Source organism: Ancalomicrobiaceae bacterium S20, assembly GCA_040269895.1.
Lineage (GTDB): Bacteria > Pseudomonadota > Alphaproteobacteria > Rhizobiales > Ancalomicrobiaceae > Methyloraptor > Methyloraptor flagellatus.
This window is the reverse complement of record CP158568.1, coordinates 3,106,085-3,124,098: the sequence shown is the minus strand read 5'-3', so window position 1 is coordinate 3,124,098 and position 18,014 is coordinate 3,106,085. Positions and strand designations below refer to the sequence as shown.

The window sequence follows — 18,014 nt, the reverse complement described above, 5'->3', positions numbered from 1 at the left end:
GTGGCGGAGATGGATACCCCGACGCCGGGCACGGCCGCAGCCCCGGCCGTGCCGCTGATCGAGGCGCGCGGCATCGTCAAGCGCTTCGGCACGCTGACGGCCAACGACCACGTCGACCTCAAGGTCATGCCCGGCGAGATCCATGCACTGCTCGGCGAGAACGGCGCCGGCAAGTCGACGCTGGTCAAGATGATCTACGGCTCGCTGCAGCCGACCGAGGGCGAGTTCCGCTGGAAGGGCGAGCCGGTCGTGATGGCCTCGCCGAACGTCGCCCGCAAGCTCGGCGTCGGCATGGTGTTCCAGCACTTCTCGCTGTTCGAGGCGCTGACCGTCGCCGAGAACATCGCGCTCGCGCTGCCAGGCCCGTTCGACCTGAAGAAGCTTTCGGCCACGATCGCGCGCGTCTCGGCCGAATACGGCCTACCCCTGGTGCCGAGCGCGACGGTCGCGGATCTGTCGGTCGGCGAGCGTCAGCGCATCGAGATCGTGCGCTGCCTGCTCCAGGAACCGAAGCTCCTGATCATGGACGAGCCGACCGCGGTGCTGACGCCGCAGGAGGCGGATCAGCTGTTCCTGACGCTCGAACGGCTCGCCAGCGAAGGCTGCGCGATCCTCTACATCTCGCACCGTCTGGAAGAGGTGAAACGCCTCTGCCACGCCTCGACCATCCTGCGTCACGGCAAGGTGGTCGGCCGCGTCGATCCGCGCAACGAGACCGCCGCGAGCCTCGCCCGCCTGATGGTCGGCGCCGACGTCCATGCCATCAGGCCGAAGCGGGCGCGCAGCGAGGGCAAGCCGCGGCTCGTGCTCGACAAATGCGACCTGCCGGCCAACGGCCCCTTCGCGGTCGCGTTGGAGAAGGTCTCGCTTCGAGGTGCGCGCCGGCGAGGTGCTGGCGATTGCCGGCGTCGCCGGTAACGGCCAGTCCGAGCTCTTCGACGTGATCTCCGGCGAGCGCACCGCCGATCGGGTCGGCGCCGTGAAGCTCGACGGCCGCGAGGTCGGCCATCTCGACGTGACCGGCCGGCGCGCGCTCGGCGCGGCCTTTGTCCCCGAGGAACGGCTCGGCCACGGCGCCGTGCCGGGCTTCAAGCTCTCCGAAAACGTCATCCTGACCCGCCATGCGACCGGTTCGGGCGGCGGCGCCTCGACCGGCGGCTTCATCGATTTCGGCGAGGCGAACGGCACGGCCGCGCGCGTCTCCTCCGCCTATGACGTGCGCAAGGGCAAGCCCGATCCGGAGGCGCGCGCGCTCTCCGGCGGCAACCTGCAGAAATTCGTCGTCGGCCGCGAGCTCGATCGCAAGCCGGGGATCTTCGTCGTCAACCAGCCGACCTGGGGCGTCGACGCGGGCGCGGCGGCGCTGATCCGGCAGGCGCTGGTCGATTTGGCGGCGGAGGGGGCGGCGGTGCTGGTGATCAGCCAGGATCTCGACGAGATCTTCGAGATCGCCGATCGCATCGCGGTCATCTCGCGCGGCCACCTGTCGCCGGCCTACGACGCCCATGTGCTGACGCTCGAGAAGATCGGCTTGCTGATGGGCGGCGCCCACGGCAGTTCGGACAAGGTCGATGTCGCCAACAGGCTCCGGGAGGCGGACGGCCATGCGCATTGAGCTCGAAAAGCGCGCCGAGCGCTCCTCGACCATGGCCATCGCCTCGCCGATTCTGGCGATCGCGCTGACGCTCGTGACGGGCGGTCTGATCTTCGCGGCCGCCGGCGTGCCGCCGCTGAAGGGGCTCTACGTCTACTTCGTCGAACCGCTGACCACGCTCTGGTCGATCGAGGAACTGATCGTCAAGGCGACGCCGCTCGCGCTGATCGGCGTCGGGCTCTCGGTCGCCTACCGCGCAAACGTCTGGAACATCGGCGCCGAGGGTCAGTTCACGATCGGCGCGCTGGTCGGCTCGGCGATCCCGATCCTGGCGAACGGCTGGCAATCGCCGCTGACGCTGGTCGCGATGCTGGTGCTCGGCATCCTCGGCGGCGTCGTCTGGGGCCTCATTCCGGCGCTGCTCAAGGTCAAGGCCGGCGCCAACGAGATCCTGACCAGCCTGATGCTGGTCTATGTCTCGCAGCTGCTGCTCGATTGGCTCGTGCGCGGCCCCTGGCGCGATCCGAAGGGCTTCAACTTCCCGAAGTCGGTCGCCTTCGAGGACTGGCAGACGCTGCCGTTGCTCGGCGGTGGCCGGGTCCATATGGGCGCACTGGTCGCGCTCGTCGTCGCGGTCGCGCTCGCGATCATGATGACGCGCATGCTGAAGGGCTTCGAGATCCGCGTCATGGGCCAGGCGCCGCGCGCCGGCCGGTTCGCAGGGTTCTCGGCCGAGAAGAACGTGCTGTTCGCCTTCGCGCTCTCCGGCGGCCTCGCGGGCCTTGCCGGCATCATGGAGGTGATGGCGACGGTCGGCCAGCTGCAGCCGGGCATCTCGCCGGGCTACGGCTTCACCGCGATCATCGTCGCCTTCCTCGGCCGGCTCAATCCGATCGGCGTGGTGTTCGCGGCGTTGCTGCTCGCGATCTCCTACCTCGGCGGCGAGGCGGCGCAGGTCGGCCTCGGCATCTCCGACAAGGTGGCGCGCGTGTTCCAGGGCATCCTGCTCTTCTACGTGCTCGCCTGCGACACGCTCATTCTCTACCGCATCCGGCTCGTCGCCGGCCGTGAACCGGCGGAGGCCCGCACGTGACCGCGCTCGCGCTCCAGGCACTGATCCTGACCATCATCACCGCCTCGACGCCGCTCCTGCTCGCCGCGATCGGCGAACTGGTGGTCGAGCGTTCCGGCGTGCTGAACCTCGGCGTCGAAGGCATGATGGTGATGGGCGCCGTCGCCGGCTTCGGCGCGGCGCTGACCACCGGCTCGCCGCTGATCGAGCATCGTCGCCGCTGCCGCGGCGGGGCTTTGCTCTCGGTGCTGTTCGCGGTGCTGACGCTGTCGCTGGTCGCCAACCAGGTCGCGACCGGCCTCGCGCTGACGCTGCTCGGTCTCGGCCTGTCGGGCCTCGCCGGCGAGCGCTTCGTCGGCCAGCCGGGCGTGCGGCTGCCGAAGCTCGACATCCCGGGTCTGACCGATCTGCCCTTCGTCGGCCCGATCCTGTTCGGCCAGGATCTGCTCGTCTATGTCTCCTTCGCGCTGGTGCTGGCGGTCGGGCACGTGCTGTTCCGCACCCGCCTCGGCCTGATCATCCGCGCGGTCGGCGACAACCACGGCTCCGCGCATGCGCTCGGCTATCGGGTGATCGCGGTGCGCTACGGCTGTGTCATGTTCGGCGGCGCCTGCGCCGGCCTGTCGGGTGGCTATCTGAGCCTCGCCTATACGCCGCAGTGGGTCGAGAACATGACCGCCGGCCGCGGCTGGATCGCGCTGGCGCTGGTGGTGTTCTCGTCCTGGCTGCCGGGCCGCGTGGTCGCGGGCGCCTATCTGTTCGGCGCGGTGACGATCCTCGGCTTCTACGTCCAGGGCGTCGGCATCGGCATCCCGGCGCAGTTCCTTTCGGCGCTTCCCTATCTTGTCACCATCGGCGCGCTGGTGGTGATCTCGCGCAATCGGCTGGTCATGCGGGCGAACACGCCCGCCTGCCTCGGCCAGCCCTTCGTTCCGGACCGCTGAGCAGCGATCCCGATCCCCGGCGGTTCGCATGAGGCCGCCGGCCATCGAATACCAGGCCCCCGCGCGCGCGGTCCCGCGCGGGCGGCCGACCAACGAATACGACGGTGCCGCAGCGTCAGACGGAGGTTTTCGACCGATGAAGAAACTCGCCACTCTCGCCGCCGCGCTCGCGGTCGGCCTGATGTCCGGCGCCGCGCACGCGGCCGACAAGTTGAAGGCGGCCTGGGTCTATGTCGGCCCGGTCGGCGACTTCGGCTATTCCTACCAGCACGACCTCGGCCGCAAGGCGGTCGAGAAGGCGCTCGGCGACAAGGTGCAGACCACCTACGTCGAGAACGTGCCGGAAGGCCCGGACGCCGAGCGCGCGATCGAGCGCCTCGCCCGCGACGGCAACAAGATCATCTTCACCACTTCCTTCGGCTTCATGGACCCGACCATCAAGGTCGCCAAGAAGTACCCGGACGTGAAGTTCGAGCACGCCACCGGCTACAAGCGCGCCGACAACGTCGCGACCTATTCGGCCCGCTTCTATGAAGGCCGCTACGTGATCGGCCAGATCGCCGGCAAGATGAGCAAGACCAACACGGTCGGCTACATCGTGTCGTTCCCGATCCCGGAAGTCGTCTCGGGCATCAACGCCTTCATGCTCGGCGCGCAGTCGGTCAACCCGAACATCAAGGTCAAGATCGTCTGGGTGAACTCCTGGTACGACCCGGGCAAGGAAGCCGACGCCGCCAAGGTGCTAATCTCCCAGGGCGCGGACATCATGGTCCAGCACACCGACTCGACCGCGCCGCTGCAGGTCGCGCAGGAGAAGAACATCCTCGGCTTCGGCCAGTCCTCCGATATGGCCAAGTTCGCTCCGAAGGCGCAGATCACCGCCATCACCGACGACTGGGACGGCTACTACATCGACCGCGTCAAGGCCGTGCTCGACGGCACCTGGAAGTCCAAGGACACCTGGGACGGCATGAAGGAAGGCATGGTCGTGCTGCCGCCGATCGCCAACGTGCCGGACGACGTCAAGAAGATGGCCGAGGAGACCGCCGCCAAGATCAAGGCCGGCACGCTGAAGCCCTTCGGCGGCACCATCACCAAGCAGGACGGCACCACGGTCAAGGATCTCGACGACGGCGCGATCCTGTCGATGAACTGGTACGTGAAGGGCATCGACGACAAGCTGCCGCAGTGATGCGACGGCCGCGGCGCCTCGCGAGGGGCGCCGCAGGCGCGTTTCGCCGGGAAGGCATCGGGCTTTCCTGAGCAGGCTCTGCACGGGCCGCATGCGTTCCGAGCCTGCCGTTCATCGGCCCGCCCGCATGTGCATGAACCTTGCATCTCGTAGCGACACGCCGCGCCGGCATCCTCCGGCGCGGCCCTGAACGACGGACGTTGCCCACGATGCAGGCCTATATCGCCGACTGGCTCAATCTTCTGATCCGCTGGTCCCACATGATCGCGGGCATCGGCTGGATCGGCGCCTCGTTCTATTTCATCGCCCTCGACGTCTCGCTGAAGAAGCGCGAGAAGATGAACGAGGGTGTCTACGGCACGGCCTGGGAAGTCCACGGCGGCGGCTTCTACCATGTCGAGAAATACATGGTGGCGCCGAAGCATCTGCCGGACGATCTGATCTGGTACAAATGGGAAGCCTATCTGACCTTCCTGACTGGCTTCGCGCTGCTGATCGTCCAATACTATTTCAATGCGCGCGCCTATCTGATCGATCCGAACGTACTGGCGATGACGCCGGCGGAGGCGATCCTGATCTCGGTGGCGAGCCTCGCCGCCGGCTGGTTCGCCTATGACGGCCTGTGCCGCTCGGCGCTCGGCCGGAACACGCCGGTGCTTGCGGTCGTGGTCTTCGCGCTGATCGTCGGCGCCGCCTATCTGTTCACCCACGTGTTTTCGGGCCGCGGCGCGCTGATCCATGTCGGCGCCTTCGTCGGCACGATCATGGCAGCGAACGTCTTCCGCGTGATCATCCCGAACCAGCGCAAGATCGTCGCGAGCCTGCTCAAGGGCGAGGCGCCCGACCCGCGCCTCGGCGCGATCGGCAAGCAGCGCTCGGTGCACAACACCTATCTGACGCTGCCCGTGCTCTTGATGATGGTGTCGAACCATTATCCGATGCTGACCAACCATCCGCAGTCCTGGCTGCTGGTGGCGTTGATCCTGGTCGTCGGCGGCACGGCGCGGCACTTCTGGGTTCGCCACGAGGCCGGCGATCCGACCGCGAAGATCCTGTGGGCGCCGGGCGTCGCCGCGCTCGGCCTCGTCGCCGCGCTGATCCTGACTGCGCCGCGTACCAATCCCGCGCTCGCCGGTGTCACCGTGTCGGATGCCGACATCCTCGCCCTGACCGCGAGGCATTGCACCATGTGCCATGCGGCGAAGCCGAGCCATGACGGCTTCGCGGAGGCGCCCAAGGGCGTGACCCTTCAGAAGATCGAGGACATCCGCCGCTATGCGGCTCTGATCGAGCAGCAGGCGGTCAAGTCCGACGCGATGCCGCTCGGCAACGAGACCGGCATCACCACGGCCGAGCGCGACAAGCTCGGCGCCTGGATCGCGAGGCAGTGATGGCGCTTTCGCTCGCCGCGGTGAACGGCCTGTCCTTGACCGATTTCGTCGCCCGCTTCGGCGATGTCGCCGAGCATTCGCCCTGGGTCGCGGCGCGGGCCGCCGAGGCCCGGCCCTATGCGTCGCGCGACGCCATGCACGAGGCCTTCGTCGCCGCCGTTGCCGCGAGCCCGCTCGACGATCGGCTGGCGCTGATCCGCGCCCATCCCGACCTCGCCGGTCGCGCCGCCGTCGCCGGCACCATGGCCGACGATTCGAAGAAGGAGCAATCGAGCGCCGGGCTCGATCGGCTGACGTCGGAGGAATTCGCCCGCTTCCAGATGCTCAACGAGCGCTACCGCGATCGCTTCGGCTTCCCCTTCATTCTGGCGGTCAAGGGCGCTACCAAGGACCAGATCCTGGCGAGCTTCGCCGAGCGGGTCGACAACGACCGCGACGTCGAATTCGCCCGCGCGCTCGCCGAGATCGCGCGCATCTTCCGTTTCCGCATCGAGGACCGGGTCGCCCCGGCCGATGCGCCGTCATCCGAAGGGCCCTGAGGCGCCATGAGCATCGACATGTTGGCCGTCCACGATCTCGGCAACCGGGCCGTGGCGCTGCTCGACGAACTGGCCGCGATCACCGACGAGCCGGGCCGCGTCACCCGGCTCTACCTGTCGCCGGCGCACCGTCGCGCCGCCGACCGCATGGCCGAATGGATGCGCGAGCGCGGCCTGTCGGTGGTCGAGGACGCGATCGGCACGGTGCGCGGTGCCCGCGCGCCCGACGAGGCCGGCCCCAGCGCCAACAAGCGCCTGCTGATCGGCTCGCACATCGATACGGTGATCGACGCCGGCCGCTACGACGGCAACCTCGGCGTGGTCGCAGGCTTGCTCGTGGTCGAAGAACTGGCGCGACGCGGCACGAAGCTGCCGTTTGGCCTCGAAGTGCTCGCCTTCGGCGACGAGGAGGGCGTGCGCTTCCCGACCTCGCTGTCGTCCTCGGCGGCGGTGAGCGGCACCTATCGGCCGGAATGGCTCGACATGGCCGATCGCGACGGTGTCTCGCTGCGCAAGGCGATCGCCGATTTCGGCGGCGATCCGTCGCGCATCCGCGAGGCCGCGATCCCGAAGGACAGCGTGATCGGTTACGTCGAACTGCACATCGAGCAGGGCCCGGTGCTGGAGCACAAGGGCGATGCGCTCGGCGTGGTGAGCTCGATCGCCGGCCAGTCGCGGTTTCGCATCTCGGTTGCGGGTGAGGCGGGCCATGCCGGCACCGTGCCGATGCCGCTCCGGCGCGACGCCTTCGCCGCTTTCGCCGAACTGGCGGTCGCGATCGAGCGTCTGGCGCGCGAGGGTACCGGCAATCTGGTCGCGACCATCGGCCGGATCGAGCTGAAGCCGGGCGCGGTCAATGTCATTCCGGCGTCGGTCGAGGCGACGCTCGACATCCGTGCCGGCGCGGATGCGCCGCGCCTCGCCGCCATCGATCGCATCCGCCATGAGGCCGAACGGATCGCCGGGCGCCGCGGCGTGACGATCCGCTTCGAGCGCTTCGCCGACGCGCCGACCTGTCCGATGGACGACAGTCTGCAGGATCTGCTCGCCGCGAGCGTCGCCTCGCTCGGCGAGGCGAACCGGCGGCTGCCATCAGGCGCCGGCCATGACGCCATGGCGATGGCGCGGAGTTTCCCCTCCGCCATGCTGTTCGTGCGCTCGAAGGCCGGCATCAGCCACAATCCGGCCGAATACTCGAGCCCGAGCGACATCGGCCTCGCCGTCGAGGCCATGGTCCGCTTCGTCGAGAAGCTCGCGGAGACGCATCGCGCATGACCGAGATCGCTGCCGCACCAGTTGCCGACCGCTCCCGCGTCGTGATCGGCCGCACGCTGAGCTTCCTCGGCGATCCCGCGATCGAGGCCGATGCGGCGGTGCGCTACGAGGAGCATGGCGCGGTCCAGATCGGCCCGGACGGCCGGATCGTCTGGGCGGGCGCACTCGCCGACCTGCCCGAGGACGCCCGCGCCCTGCCGCGCGACGAGCACGGGGCCAAGATCATCACGGCCGGCTTCGTCGACGCCCATATCCATTTCCCGCAATACCGCATGCTCGCCGCGCCCGGCCGCGACCTGCTCGACTGGCTGGAACGCTTCACCTTTCCCGAGGAGAGCCAGTACGCCGAGCGCCCCCATGCCGAGGCGGCGGCCGAGATCTTTCTCGACCGCCTGCTCGCCAACGGCACGACGACCGCGCTCGCCTTCTCGTCGAGCCATCTGGTCGCCGCCGATGCCCTGTTCGCGGCGGCCGAACGGCGCGGCATGGCGCTCGCGACCGGCAAGACCATGATGGACCGCAACGCCGCTCCGGGCTGTCTCGACGAGGCCGAGGCGAGCGGCGTCGACAGCCGCGCGCTGATCGCCAAGTGGCACCGCCGCGGTCGCGCGCGCTACTGCATCAGCCCGCGCTTCGCGATCACCTCGACCGAGGCGCAGCTCGCCGTCGCCGGCGAGCTGCTGCGCGACAACCCCGACTGCCTGATGCAGACGCATCTCTCCGAGAGCCTGCGCGAGATCGAGACCGTCAAGGCGCTGTTTCCGAACGATCCTGACTACACGGCCGTGTACGAGCGCTTCGGTCTGGTCGGCCCGACCGGCCTGTTCGCCCACGGCATCCATCTCTCCGAGAGCGAATGTGCAAGGCTCGCCGAGGCCGGCGCGGCGGTGGTGCATTGCCCGACCTCGAACAATTTCCTCGGCTCGGGCCTGTTCGACATCGACCATGTCGGCGATCCGCGCCGCCCGGTCGGCGTTGGTCTCGCGACCGACGTCGGCGGCGGCACCAGCTATTCGATGATCGAGACCATGGGCGAGGCCTATAAGGTCGCGATGCTGAAGGGGCGCCGCCTGTCGGCGCTGCGCGCCTTCTATCTCGCGACGCTCGGCAATGCGCGTCTCCTCCGGATGGCCGACGAGATCGGCAGCCTGACGCCCGGCCGCTTCGCCGATCTGGTCGTGCTCGACCCGGAGGCGACCCCCGTTCTCGCCGCGCGCGATGCGCTGTCGGCCTCGATCGAGGACCGGCTGTTCGCGATGATGATCACCGGCGACGACCGCTGTATCGCCGCGACCTATGTCGCGGGCGCGGTGTGGCGGGGCACGGCGGCGCACTAGATAGGATCGGGTATCGGTCGATCACCAAGTCTCTTTGAGGACGGGCCATGCCGGACATTGTCGCCCTGATCCAGGCGGGCGCCGCCAATCCCTGGATCTATCTTCCGGCCGCCGTGCTGCTCGGTGCGCTGCATGCACTCGAGCCCGGACACTCGAAATCGATGATGGCCGCCTTCATCGTCGCCGTGCGCGGCACGCCGGCGCAGGCGGTGCTGCTCGGCGTCAGCGCCGCGGTGGGGCACACCATCGTCGTCTGGGCGCTCGCGATCGTCGGCCTGTGGCTCGGCGACCGCCTGATCCTCGACCGCGCCGAGCCCTGGCTGGTGCTGGTCAGCGGCCTCATGGTCATGGGTCTGGCGTGGCGCGTGCTGAGTCTGGTGCATGGGCATGAGCACGATCACGAACATGCTGACGAGCATGACCACGATCATCCTCATGACCATGCGCATCACCACGACCACCATCATCATCACGGCCACGATCATGCCCATGCCGCCGCGCCGGCGGGCCTGGATCCCCACGCCGCCGCGCACGCCCGCGCGATCGAGACCAGCATACGCGGCCGGCGGGTGACCAATATCGACATCGCGTGGTTCGGCTTCACCGGCGGCCTGCTGCCGTGCCCGGCGGCGATCGCGGTGCTGTTCATCTGCCTGCAGCTGAAGCAGTTCGCGCTCGGCATCGGCATGGTCGCGGCCTTCAGCGTCGGCCTCGCCGTGACGCTGGTCTCGGTCGGTCTCGTCGCCGCCTGGGGCACACGGGTCGCCGCGGCCCGGATGCCGCAGTTTGATCGGCTGGCGGGCCGGCTGCCCTATCTGTCGGCCGGGCTGATCTTCGTGATCGGCGCTATCGTCACCTTGCGCGGCCTCGTCGAACTGGGCGTGTTCGGCTGAGCCACGGACCTCTCTTTGGTCGCCCCTCCCTTGTCGGTCCGCGCCGAAGGTGGTCTCGTCGGAACCTCGCACCGCCTGCGGCATGGACGACTTGCGGCGGTATGACCCATGGTCCGGCGGCCCTGTCGTCGCACACTCGGGCCGAGAGACGAGAACCGCCCGCGGCGACGCAAGGGCGGCGTCGCAATTGCGGCGGCTCGCGCCGGGGCGGGGAGAGGGATCCTCCCGTGCCGGACGCGCCGCCGGGGGAAACCGACCAACCGAAGGGCCTGCGCTTGACGCCTCCGACCCGTACCCTGCTCGACCGCCTGTTCCGTACCGCGGTCGCCGCCGCCGATCCGGCTCTGCTGGTGCCGCAACATCTGCCGGCGAAGCCGAAGGGCCGCACGATCGTGATCGGTGCCGGCAAGGCTTCGGCCGCCATGGCTCGTGCCTTCGAGACCGCCTGGGACGGTCCGCTCGAAGGCCTCGTCGTCACCCGCTATGGCCATGGCGTGCCCTGCGACCGCATCGAGATCGTCGAGGCCTCGCATCCGGTACCGGACGCCGCCGGCCGGGCGGCGGCGCTGCGCATCATGGACAAGGTGCGCGGCCTGACCGAGGACGACCTCGTCGTGGCTCTGATCTCGGGCGGCGGCTCGGCCCTTCTCGCCGCGCCGGCCGAGGGCCTGTCGCTCGAGGACAAGCAGGAGATCAATCGCCGGCTGCTCAAGTCCGGCGCCGACATCGGCGAGATGAACTGCGTCCGCAAGCATCTCTCGGCGGTGAAGGGCGGTCGGCTCGCCGCGCTCGCCGCGCCCGCCCGCGTCGTCACGCTGCTGATCTCGGACGTGCCCGGCGATGATCCGGGCGTCATCGCCTCCGGCCCGACCGTGCCGGATCCGACCACCTTTGCCGAGGCGCGCGCGATCCTCGCCCGCTACGGCATCGACGGTCCCGAGGCCGTGATCGCGCATCTCGACCGCGCCGAGGACGAGACGCCGAAGCCGGGCGATCCGATCTTTGCGCGCAACGACGTGGTGATGATGGCGACGCCGCAGATGTCGCTCGAAGCTGCCGCCGCCGTCGCGCGCGAGGCCGGCATCACGCCGCTGATCCTCTCCGACTGCATCGAGGGCGAGAGCCGCGAGGTCGCGCGCGTGATGGCCGGCATGGCTCGCGCGGTGAAGCAATACGGCACGCCGATCCCGGCGCCGGCGGTGCTGATCTCCGGCGGCGAGACCACCGTCACCGTGCGCGGCAAGGGCCGGGGCGGCCGCAACGTCGAGTTCCTGCTGGCGCTCGCCGTGGCGCTGCGCGGGCTCGACGGCGTCCATGCCGTCGCCGGCGACACCGACGGCGTCGATGGCCTGGAGGAGATCGCCGGCGCCTTCGTCGATCCGGGCACGCTGGAACGCGCGCGCGCGGCCGGCGTCGACACGCTCGCCCGCTTCGCCGACAATGACGGTCACGGCTTCTTCGAGGCGTTGGGCGATCAACTCGTCACCGGCCCGACGCTGACCAACGTCAACGATTTCCGCGCCGTGCTGATCGAGTGAGCCCGGTCGGCTCGAGCTGCCCAAAGTTTCGCGTTGACGCGTGGAACCCGGCGGCCTAATCGGAATCGTATACAATCTCGAAGAGCAGGATCCGCCATGACCGCCGAGGCGCGCCGCCGCATCATCGACTACATCGACGCCCGTTTCGACGAGGAGGTGCGGTTCCTGGCCGAGTTGGTCAAGATGCCCTCGGACAATCCGCCCGGCGATTGCGCAGCCCATGCCGAAGGCACGGCCAAGCTGATGGAAGGCCTCGGCTTCGCGGTCGAGCGTCACGTGGTGCCGCAGGCGACTGTCGAGGCCGCCGGCATGATCACCGCGACCAACCTGGTCGCGCGCCGGGCCTATGGGGCCGTTGACGCTCGTGAGTTTGCATCTATTCTCCGCGGCCTAGACACTAAGCAATACAAAATTCTCGAGATGCTGGTCCGCCCTCAAGGGGCGACAGCATCGGAGATGACCGCCGCTGGTCTGGATGATGTATCCGTTCGCACCTATGCAAAACAAATTGCTGCACAGTGTGGCCTTGATTACAGAGAAATAAAAGAAGGTCGCGGTGCGCGTTATTGGATCTATCGGGCCGGCCCGGTCATCGCGCTCAATGCCCATGGCGACGTCGTGCCGCCCGGCGAGGGCTGGACGGCCGACCCTTACGGCGCCGAGATCCGCGACGGCTGGATGTACGGCCGCGGCGCGGCGGTGTCGAAGTCGGACTTCGCGACCTATGCCTTCGCGACGCTGGCGCTCGAGCAGGCCGGCGTGCCGCTCAAGGGCGGCATCGAGATCCACGGCACCTACGACGAGGAGGTCGGCGGCGACATCGGTCCGCGCTGGCTGATCGAGCAGGGTATTTCGAGGCCCGACCTCGCCATCGCCGCCGGCTTCTCCTATTCGGTGGTGACGGCCCACAACGGCGTGCTGCACCTCGAAGCCGTGATCGACGGCAAGTCGGCGCATGCCGCGATCCCGTTCACCGGCATCGACGCGCTCGAGGCCGCCAACGGCATCATGTCGGCGCTCTATGCGTTCCGCCGGTCGCTGGCGACCAAGGTCTCCGAGATCACCGGCATCGGCTCGCCGCAGCTCACCCTCGGCCTGATCAAGGGCGGCATCAACACCAATGTCGTTCCGGATCGCGTCACGATCCGCATGGACCGCCGCATGATCCCGGAGGAGAACCCGGCCGAGGTCGAGGCGGAACTGCGTGCGGTCATGGAAGGCGCGGCCAAGGCCTATCCCGGCATCAGGCTGACCGTGAACCGCATCCTGCTCGCTCGCCCGCTGGTGCCGCTGCCGGGTTCGGAGCGGCTGGCCGAGGCGCTGGTCCGCCACGCGGGTGACATCATGGGCGAACGGGTCGAGACCAAGGGCGTGCCGCTCTATACCGACGCGCGCCATTACGCTGCTGCGGGCATCCCGATCGTGCTCTACGGCGCCGGGCCGCGGACGATCACCGAGGCCAATGCCCACCGCGCCGACGAGCGCCTGCCGATCGAGGATCTGCGCCGCGCGACGAAGGTTGTGGCACTGGCGTTGCTCGACCTGCTGGCGCAGTGAGCGCAGCTCGCCCGCGCCTCTCGGAGGTGCCGCGTCTAAATGGTCGCGGCATCTCAAAAATTCCACGAATGTTGCTTGGATGAAACCTAGGACATTCTGGAATTTCTGATGCAAGAGCAGCATTTTAATCGAATGCATACCAATCTGCCGTTCAATCGTTGCCATCCGGGGCAGAATGCGGCCGGGTCGTCGACCAGAGCGGTAGTGCAGTGATCCAATCGGCGGGATTAGATTCGAACTGGCTGCTGGGATGTGCCGCGTTTGGCATGCTGATCTTGGTCGGTCTTCAACTTCGAGCCGGCGCCTATGTTCGATCCAAGAACAACGCCGAGGCTGTCGCCGCGCTCTTCATCGCGGTACTGGCCGCGATCTTCTCGTTCTGGATCTCGGGCTGGTCGATCCTGACCAGCCAGGACGAGATCGGGTTCCTGCCGTTTCCTTCGTCGCTCACGTATAGCGGCCGCACCGGCGAGCCGGCTTTCTTCGTTTTCGGCGCCGCGCTCTCGGCCTTGGCTGCGGCGAGCGTTGTCGCGACATCCTTCGAGCGGCTCCAGCGCTTCGTCGCGCCGGCGGTTGCGCTGATGATCGGCGGCTTGGTCCTGCCGCTAGCCGGCTATTGGACCGGCTCCGGCTTTCTCGCGCGCGCGGGCTTTGTGGATCCGGCCGGCCTCCTGACCATGCATCTGGTGATCGGCTTCGGCGGACTGGGCCTGGTGCTCGTCGCCGGTCCGCGCCAGGGGGCATTTGGTGGCGATCCCTTCTCGGTGCCGACCTTCGCCCCGCCGATGCTCGGCGTCGGCACCGTCATGCTGTTCCTCGGCTGGCTCGGTCTCCGGGCTGTCGCGTTCGCCGGCGACGGCATCCGGATCGCCGAACTGGTGATCCATGTCCTGCTCGCCGCCGCAGCGGCCGGCCTGGTCTTGTCGTTCCTGCTCACGCGGCGCCGGCCGGTCGTCATCATCAAGGACGCCATCAACGGTGCGGTCGCCAGCGGCCTGCTCGCCGCTCTGCTCAGCGAAGTCGCCTCGCCGTCGGTGGCGATCCTGTCGGGGCTGATCGGCGCTGCCTTTGCGGTCGGGGTTCGCCGCCTGCTCGCCTCGCTCAAGATCGATGACAGCCTCGGCATCGTCCAGATCCACATCGGCCCGGCCATCTGGGGCGCGGTGCAGCTCGCGCTGACCGCGCATGGCCCGCTCGCCCGGGATGCGCAGGGCCCCGAGGCCCGGCTGCTGGTCGAACTCGGGGGCGCCGCGATCGTGGCGGCGTTTTCGTTCGTGGCGGTCGCTGGCCTCGCCTATGCGTTCCGGCGCGGTGGCGGCCTGAGGATCTCGCCGGAGATCGAACAGCGCGGCTTCAATTCGGCCGTGTTCGGCTTTCGCTCGGACATGGCGATCCTGCTCGGCCGCATCGGTCTCTACCGCGCGACCGCCGATCTTGCCGAACTGGTCGACCTGCGCGAAGGCGAGATCGCCCGGATGGCGCGCGACTACAACCACTCGGTCGAGCGCTTCCGCAACGCCTTCCGCCGAGCCCGGCGCGGTCTCGATGCGGCGGAGGATCCGGCACCGATGCCGCCGACCCGGCTGCGCGCGCTGGAGCACGAGGAAGACGAGCTGAAGATCACCGCCGAGGAGGTCAACCTGGTCGCCGACCAGGTCAACAACGCCCTGCCGCTGCTCGTCGCACCGGCGCGGCCGCGCGAGGCCATGCTGCGCATGCTGCACGGCGCCTTCGAGGCGCCGATCCGGGATCTGGCGGATCTCGAACGCCGCATCCGCGTCGAGCAGGACTTCGATACCATCGAGGCGGCGATCGAAACCGCGCGCGAGCGCTCCGCCCAGCTCGCGCGCCGCCTGTCCACGCTGGTCGAGTTCGCCGACGTGGTCACGGCGCACGCGCTGCCGCGCCGGACCCGGATCGACCTGCGCGACCTGCTCGGCGAACTCGCGCGCGATCTCGGTCCGCGCGCGCAGGCGATGAACATCCTGCTCGCCTATTCGGTCGAGGACGGGCTGGAGCCGGTGAGCGCGCATGCGGCGAGCCTGCGCAAGATCATGAACAAGCTGCTCGACAATGCGATCCGCTTCAATCAGGACGGTGGCATCGTCGAGATCTCCGCCTCGCGGCATCAGCAGGATGCGGTGCGCATCGTCGTCTCGGACACCGGGTCCGGCATGACGGCCGAGCAGCTGCGCCGGATCCACCAGCCCTTCGCCGCCGCCGACAGCAACCCCGGCGCCGGACTGATGCTGTCGCTGATCGACCGTCTGATCACCCTGCACGGCGGGCGCCTCGAAGTGACCAGCAAGACCGGCATCGGCACGCGTTTCGAGATCCTGCTGCCGACCGACGCCGGCGCCGCGGTCACGAAGGCCGGCTGACATCCCCGTCGAGCCGGAGCCCCGCGCCGGGCAGCAGCGTCTCGGCCTGGCCGAGCACGGTCTCCAGTGTTCCGGATGCATCGATGGTCGGCCAGCGCATCGTCGCCGTATCGTAGCCAGCCTGTTTCCGCACGACGGCGGCATCGGCATCCGACGCGTCACCGACGCGCGCCTCGACCCGCGCCGTACGGCAGTCGATCGGCGCCGCGAGCCAGAGCCCGACGAAGCCGGCTTCCGCCGCGCGCGCGATCGCCTCGAATGCGTTGCGCTCGCTGGCCCTTGCGGCAACCGCATCCACGATCACCGATCGCCCGGCCGCCAGCGCCGCCGCGGCGCTCGTGCCGATCAGGCGGTAGACTTCGGCTGAAGCCTCGGTGTGTAGGCCGTGGGCGGCAGGCGCTCGGTCTCCGCCACACCGGCCGCGACCTTCCGGAGCACGTCCGAGCGCAGGTGCAGCGCACCGGGCGCGGCGCCGAAGCGCGGCGCGAGTGCGCGGGCCAGCGTGGTCTTGCCCGTCCCCGACAATCCGGCGACGACCACGAGCGCGGGCGGGCATGGTTCGAGGTAGCGTTCCGCAGCGGCGAAATAGGCGAGCGCCTCGGCGGCGAGCCGGTCGCGCTCCGGCGCGGGGGCATCGGCGATGCGCGCCGCCGTGACCTTCGAGCGGATCGCCGCCCGCATCGACAGGAAGAACGGCAGCGCCGCGAGCCCTTGGATCTCCTGGTCGAGCGCGGTCTCCAGCGTCGCGCCCGGTGCCTCGCGGCACCGATCCGCGGCGAGCAGGACGACCAGACGGCCGAGAAACGCGTTCGCCGCCGCGCGATGGCCGCGCTCGTCGAGATCCATGACCAGGAAGCCGGCATCGTAGAGCACGTCGCCGGTTGCGATCACGTCGTCGAACTCGATGGCATCGAAGGCGACCGGACGGTCGTCGATGATCGCGATGTTGCCGGCATGGAGATCGCCGTGCCCGATACGCACGAGGCCGAGCCGCCCGCGCTGTTCGAGGAGCCCGTGGATCCGGGCGTAGGCCGCGCGCGCGGCACGATCGAGCGCCTCGACGCGCGCGTCCGGATAGAGATCCGGCATGGCCCGGAACGCCGCCCGGTTCTGATCGAGATAATGGCCGAGATCGGCGATCCAGGCGGTCGCGTCGGTGCGGGGCGCGCACGCCGCGACGGCCGCCGCCATATCGGCCAGTTGCCCGACAAGCTCCGGCGACGGCGGGCCTTGCGTCAGGATGCGATCGAGTGTGCGCGTCTCGTCGAAGCGCGCCATCTCGAGCGCCCATTCGACGATCTCGTCCGCGCTGCCGTCCTCGTCGAGCGGCCCGAACAGGAGGCGACCATCCGGGCGCCGCACGATCGGGCGCAGGCGCCGATAGAGGCTGGGGGCGTTGCGCCGGTTGATCTCGAGCTCCCGCGCCAGCGCGTCGTGGCGCCGGTCGAGCGTCGAGAAGTCGAGGAAGGGAAAGCGGACCGGCTTCTTGATCTTGTAGGCGCGCGGCCCGGCGAGGAATACGATCGCCGCATGCGTCTCGATGCGGCCGACCGGCCCCTCGACGCCATGGCTCGCCGGATCGGCGAGGAAGGCTTCCAAAGCTGCCCGGTCCATGGCGCCGTCTCCCGATCGGTTCGCTTCACTGTGCCGAACGCTCGTCTCGCCCACGTTGACGGAGGTCAATGTCGGGGCGCCGCGAACGGTCCGAAGTGGTGAGTGCATCAACACCAAGAGGGAGGTCCGCGTCCATGGACGACGGCGGCTTGAAGAAGATCCGGCTCAATCTCGCGCGCACCAAGGAGCATCCGAACGGCTCCGCCCGGCACGGCTATGAATTCGTCGCTCCGCTCGACGCGGCCGGCCATATCGACGCCGGCGCCTGGAAGCTCCACCGCGACCGTTGCCGCGTGCGCCGGTTCTGGGGCGGCGCGACCGAGGAACTCGGCCATCTCGTGCATCGCCCCGGCGGCTCCTGGGCATTTCGCTACGACATCTCCGGTGATGACGATCCGGAGGCAGGCTACCGGTTCGGCACGCATGCCTTCACGGTCGGGGAATATGTCTCGATCCGCGACGAGGACGGCGAGATGAACACGTTCCAGGTCGCCACCGTAGACGACGTCTGAGCGTGGCGGATCGCACCGCGCGTTGATCTCCGTCAATGAGGTGCGCGCGGTTCGATGAAACAGTCCATCCCACGGGTCCGCACCCCGTATCGGTTTTCCTCCCGGATGGTGTCATTCCCATCCGAAACTCAAGGGCCGCCCCGCTGACCGGAGTGGTCCTTTTCTTTTTGGGGCG

At 68.9% G+C, this 18,014-nt stretch carries 14 protein-coding genes and 1 pseudogene; 13 read left to right on the top strand and 2 right to left on the bottom strand.

Features of this window, described 5'->3' with window-relative positions; all coding sequences use genetic code 11:
- Positions 1-9: 9 nt before the first annotated feature.
- From ABS361_14215 to ABS361_14160, 12 genes and pseudogenes are all read left to right on the top strand, one after another.
- A pseudogene (locus ABS361_14215) lies at positions 10-1,615 on the top strand (ABC transporter ATP-binding protein).
- Complete coding sequence (locus tag ABS361_14210; GenBank protein XBY43246.1) at positions 1,605-2,687, top strand: ABC transporter permease; 1,083 nt, start codon at positions 1,605-1,607, stop codon at positions 2,685-2,687. Before ABS361_14215 ends, ABS361_14210 begins: the two are co-directional and overlap by 11 nt.
- Entirely contained in the window at positions 2,684-3,610 is a 927-nt protein-coding gene (locus ABS361_14205) for an ABC transporter permease (GenBank protein XBY43245.1), read from the top strand. Before ABS361_14210 ends, ABS361_14205 begins: the two co-directional genes overlap by 4 nt.
- A 136-nt stretch (positions 3,611-3,746) precedes the next feature.
- Complete coding sequence (locus tag ABS361_14200) at positions 3,747-4,802, top strand: BMP family ABC transporter substrate-binding protein (GenBank protein XBY43244.1); 1,056 nt, start codon at positions 3,747-3,749, stop codon at positions 4,800-4,802.
- Positions 4,803-5,011: 209 nt separating this feature from the next.
- Positions 5,012-6,193, top strand: coding sequence for a urate hydroxylase PuuD (locus ABS361_14195; GenBank protein ID XBY43243.1), 1,182 nt, complete (start codon positions 5,012-5,014; stop codon positions 6,191-6,193).
- Positions 6,193-6,732 (top strand): 2-oxo-4-hydroxy-4-carboxy-5-ureidoimidazoline decarboxylase, encoded by a 540-nt coding sequence (gene uraD / locus ABS361_14190; GenBank protein ID XBY43242.1) that lies wholly within the window; start codon positions 6,193-6,195, stop codon positions 6,730-6,732. Before ABS361_14195 ends, uraD begins: the two co-directional genes overlap by 1 nt.
- A gap of 6 nt (positions 6,733-6,738) precedes the next feature.
- The gene (locus tag ABS361_14185; GenBank protein ID XBY43241.1) at positions 6,739-8,007 is read left to right on the top strand and encodes an allantoate amidohydrolase; all 1,269 of its coding nucleotides are present in this window, start codon (positions 6,739-6,741) and stop codon (positions 8,005-8,007) included.
- Complete coding sequence (gene guaD / locus ABS361_14180; protein XBY43240.1) at positions 8,004-9,344, top strand: guanine deaminase; 1,341 nt, start codon at positions 8,004-8,006, stop codon at positions 9,342-9,344. Before ABS361_14185 ends, guaD begins: the two co-directional genes overlap by 4 nt.
- Before the next feature lie 47 nt (positions 9,345-9,391).
- Positions 9,392-10,237, top strand: coding sequence for a nickel/cobalt efflux transporter (locus tag ABS361_14175; protein XBY43239.1), 846 nt, complete (start codon positions 9,392-9,394; stop codon positions 10,235-10,237).
- A 275-nt stretch (positions 10,238-10,512) separates the two neighbouring features.
- The gene (locus ABS361_14170) at positions 10,513-11,775 is read left to right on the top strand and encodes a glycerate kinase (protein XBY43238.1); all 1,263 of its coding nucleotides are present in this window, start codon (positions 10,513-10,515) and stop codon (positions 11,773-11,775) included.
- 96 nt (positions 11,776-11,871) lie between these two features.
- The gene (locus ABS361_14165; GenBank protein ID XBY43237.1) at positions 11,872-13,332 is read left to right on the top strand and encodes a M20/M25/M40 family metallo-hydrolase; all 1,461 of its coding nucleotides are present in this window, start codon (positions 11,872-11,874) and stop codon (positions 13,330-13,332) included.
- 209 nt (positions 13,333-13,541) lie between these two features.
- On the top strand, positions 13,542-15,713 hold the full coding sequence (locus ABS361_14160) for an ATP-binding protein (protein XBY43236.1): 2,172 nt from the start codon (positions 13,542-13,544) through the stop codon (positions 15,711-15,713).
- Here the strand turns inward: ABS361_14160 and ABS361_14155 are convergent.
- Both ABS361_14155 and ABS361_14150 read right to left on the bottom strand, forming a co-directional pair.
- Positions 15,697-16,035: an AAA family ATPase gene (locus ABS361_14155; protein XBY46900.1), complete on the bottom strand. Its 339-nt coding sequence runs from the start codon at positions 16,033-16,035 to the stop codon at positions 15,697-15,699. The genes ABS361_14160 and ABS361_14155 overlap by 17 nt on opposite strands.
- A 23-nt stretch (positions 16,036-16,058) precedes the next feature.
- Positions 16,059-17,327, bottom strand: a complete 1,269-nt coding sequence (locus ABS361_14150; protein XBY43235.1) for a phosphotransferase — start codon at positions 17,325-17,327, stop codon at positions 16,059-16,061.
- A gap of 134 nt (positions 17,328-17,461) precedes the next feature.
- Between ABS361_14150 and ABS361_14145 the strand changes: the two genes are divergently transcribed.
- Entirely contained in the window at positions 17,462-17,839 is a 378-nt protein-coding gene (locus ABS361_14145) for a hypothetical protein (GenBank protein ID XBY43234.1), read from the top strand.
- The last annotated feature ends 175 nt before the right edge of the window (positions 17,840-18,014 follow it).

What these genes read in the sequence shown, in the direction of transcription:
- uraD (XBY43242.1), top strand. Translation starts at nt 6,193, where the DNA reads ATGGCGCTTTCGCTCGCCGCGGTGAACGGCCTGTCCTTGACCGATTTC.
- guaD (XBY43240.1), top strand. Translation starts at nt 8,004, where the DNA reads ATGACCGAGATCGCTGCCGCACCAGTTGCCGACCGCTCCCGCGTCGTG.
- ABS361_14165 (XBY43237.1), top strand. Translation starts at nt 11,872, where the DNA reads ATGACCGCCGAGGCGCGCCGCCGCATCATCGACTACATCGACGCCCGT.
- ABS361_14185 (XBY43241.1), top strand. Translation starts at nt 6,739, where the DNA reads ATGAGCATCGACATGTTGGCCGTCCACGATCTCGGCAACCGGGCCGTG.
- ABS361_14150 (XBY43235.1), bottom strand. Translation starts at nt 17,327, where the DNA reads ATGGACCGGGCAGCTTTGGAAGCCTTCCTCGCCGATCCGGCGAGCCAT.
- ABS361_14200 (XBY43244.1), top strand. Translation starts at nt 3,747, where the DNA reads ATGAAGAAACTCGCCACTCTCGCCGCCGCGCTCGCGGTCGGCCTGATG.
- ABS361_14210 (XBY43246.1), top strand. Translation starts at nt 1,605, where the DNA reads ATGCGCATTGAGCTCGAAAAGCGCGCCGAGCGCTCCTCGACCATGGCC.
- ABS361_14175 (XBY43239.1), top strand. Translation starts at nt 9,392, where the DNA reads ATGCCGGACATTGTCGCCCTGATCCAGGCGGGCGCCGCCAATCCCTGG.
- ABS361_14145 (XBY43234.1), top strand. Translation starts at nt 17,462, where the DNA reads ATGGACGACGGCGGCTTGAAGAAGATCCGGCTCAATCTCGCGCGCACC.
- ABS361_14195 (XBY43243.1), top strand. Translation starts at nt 5,012, where the DNA reads ATGCAGGCCTATATCGCCGACTGGCTCAATCTTCTGATCCGCTGGTCC.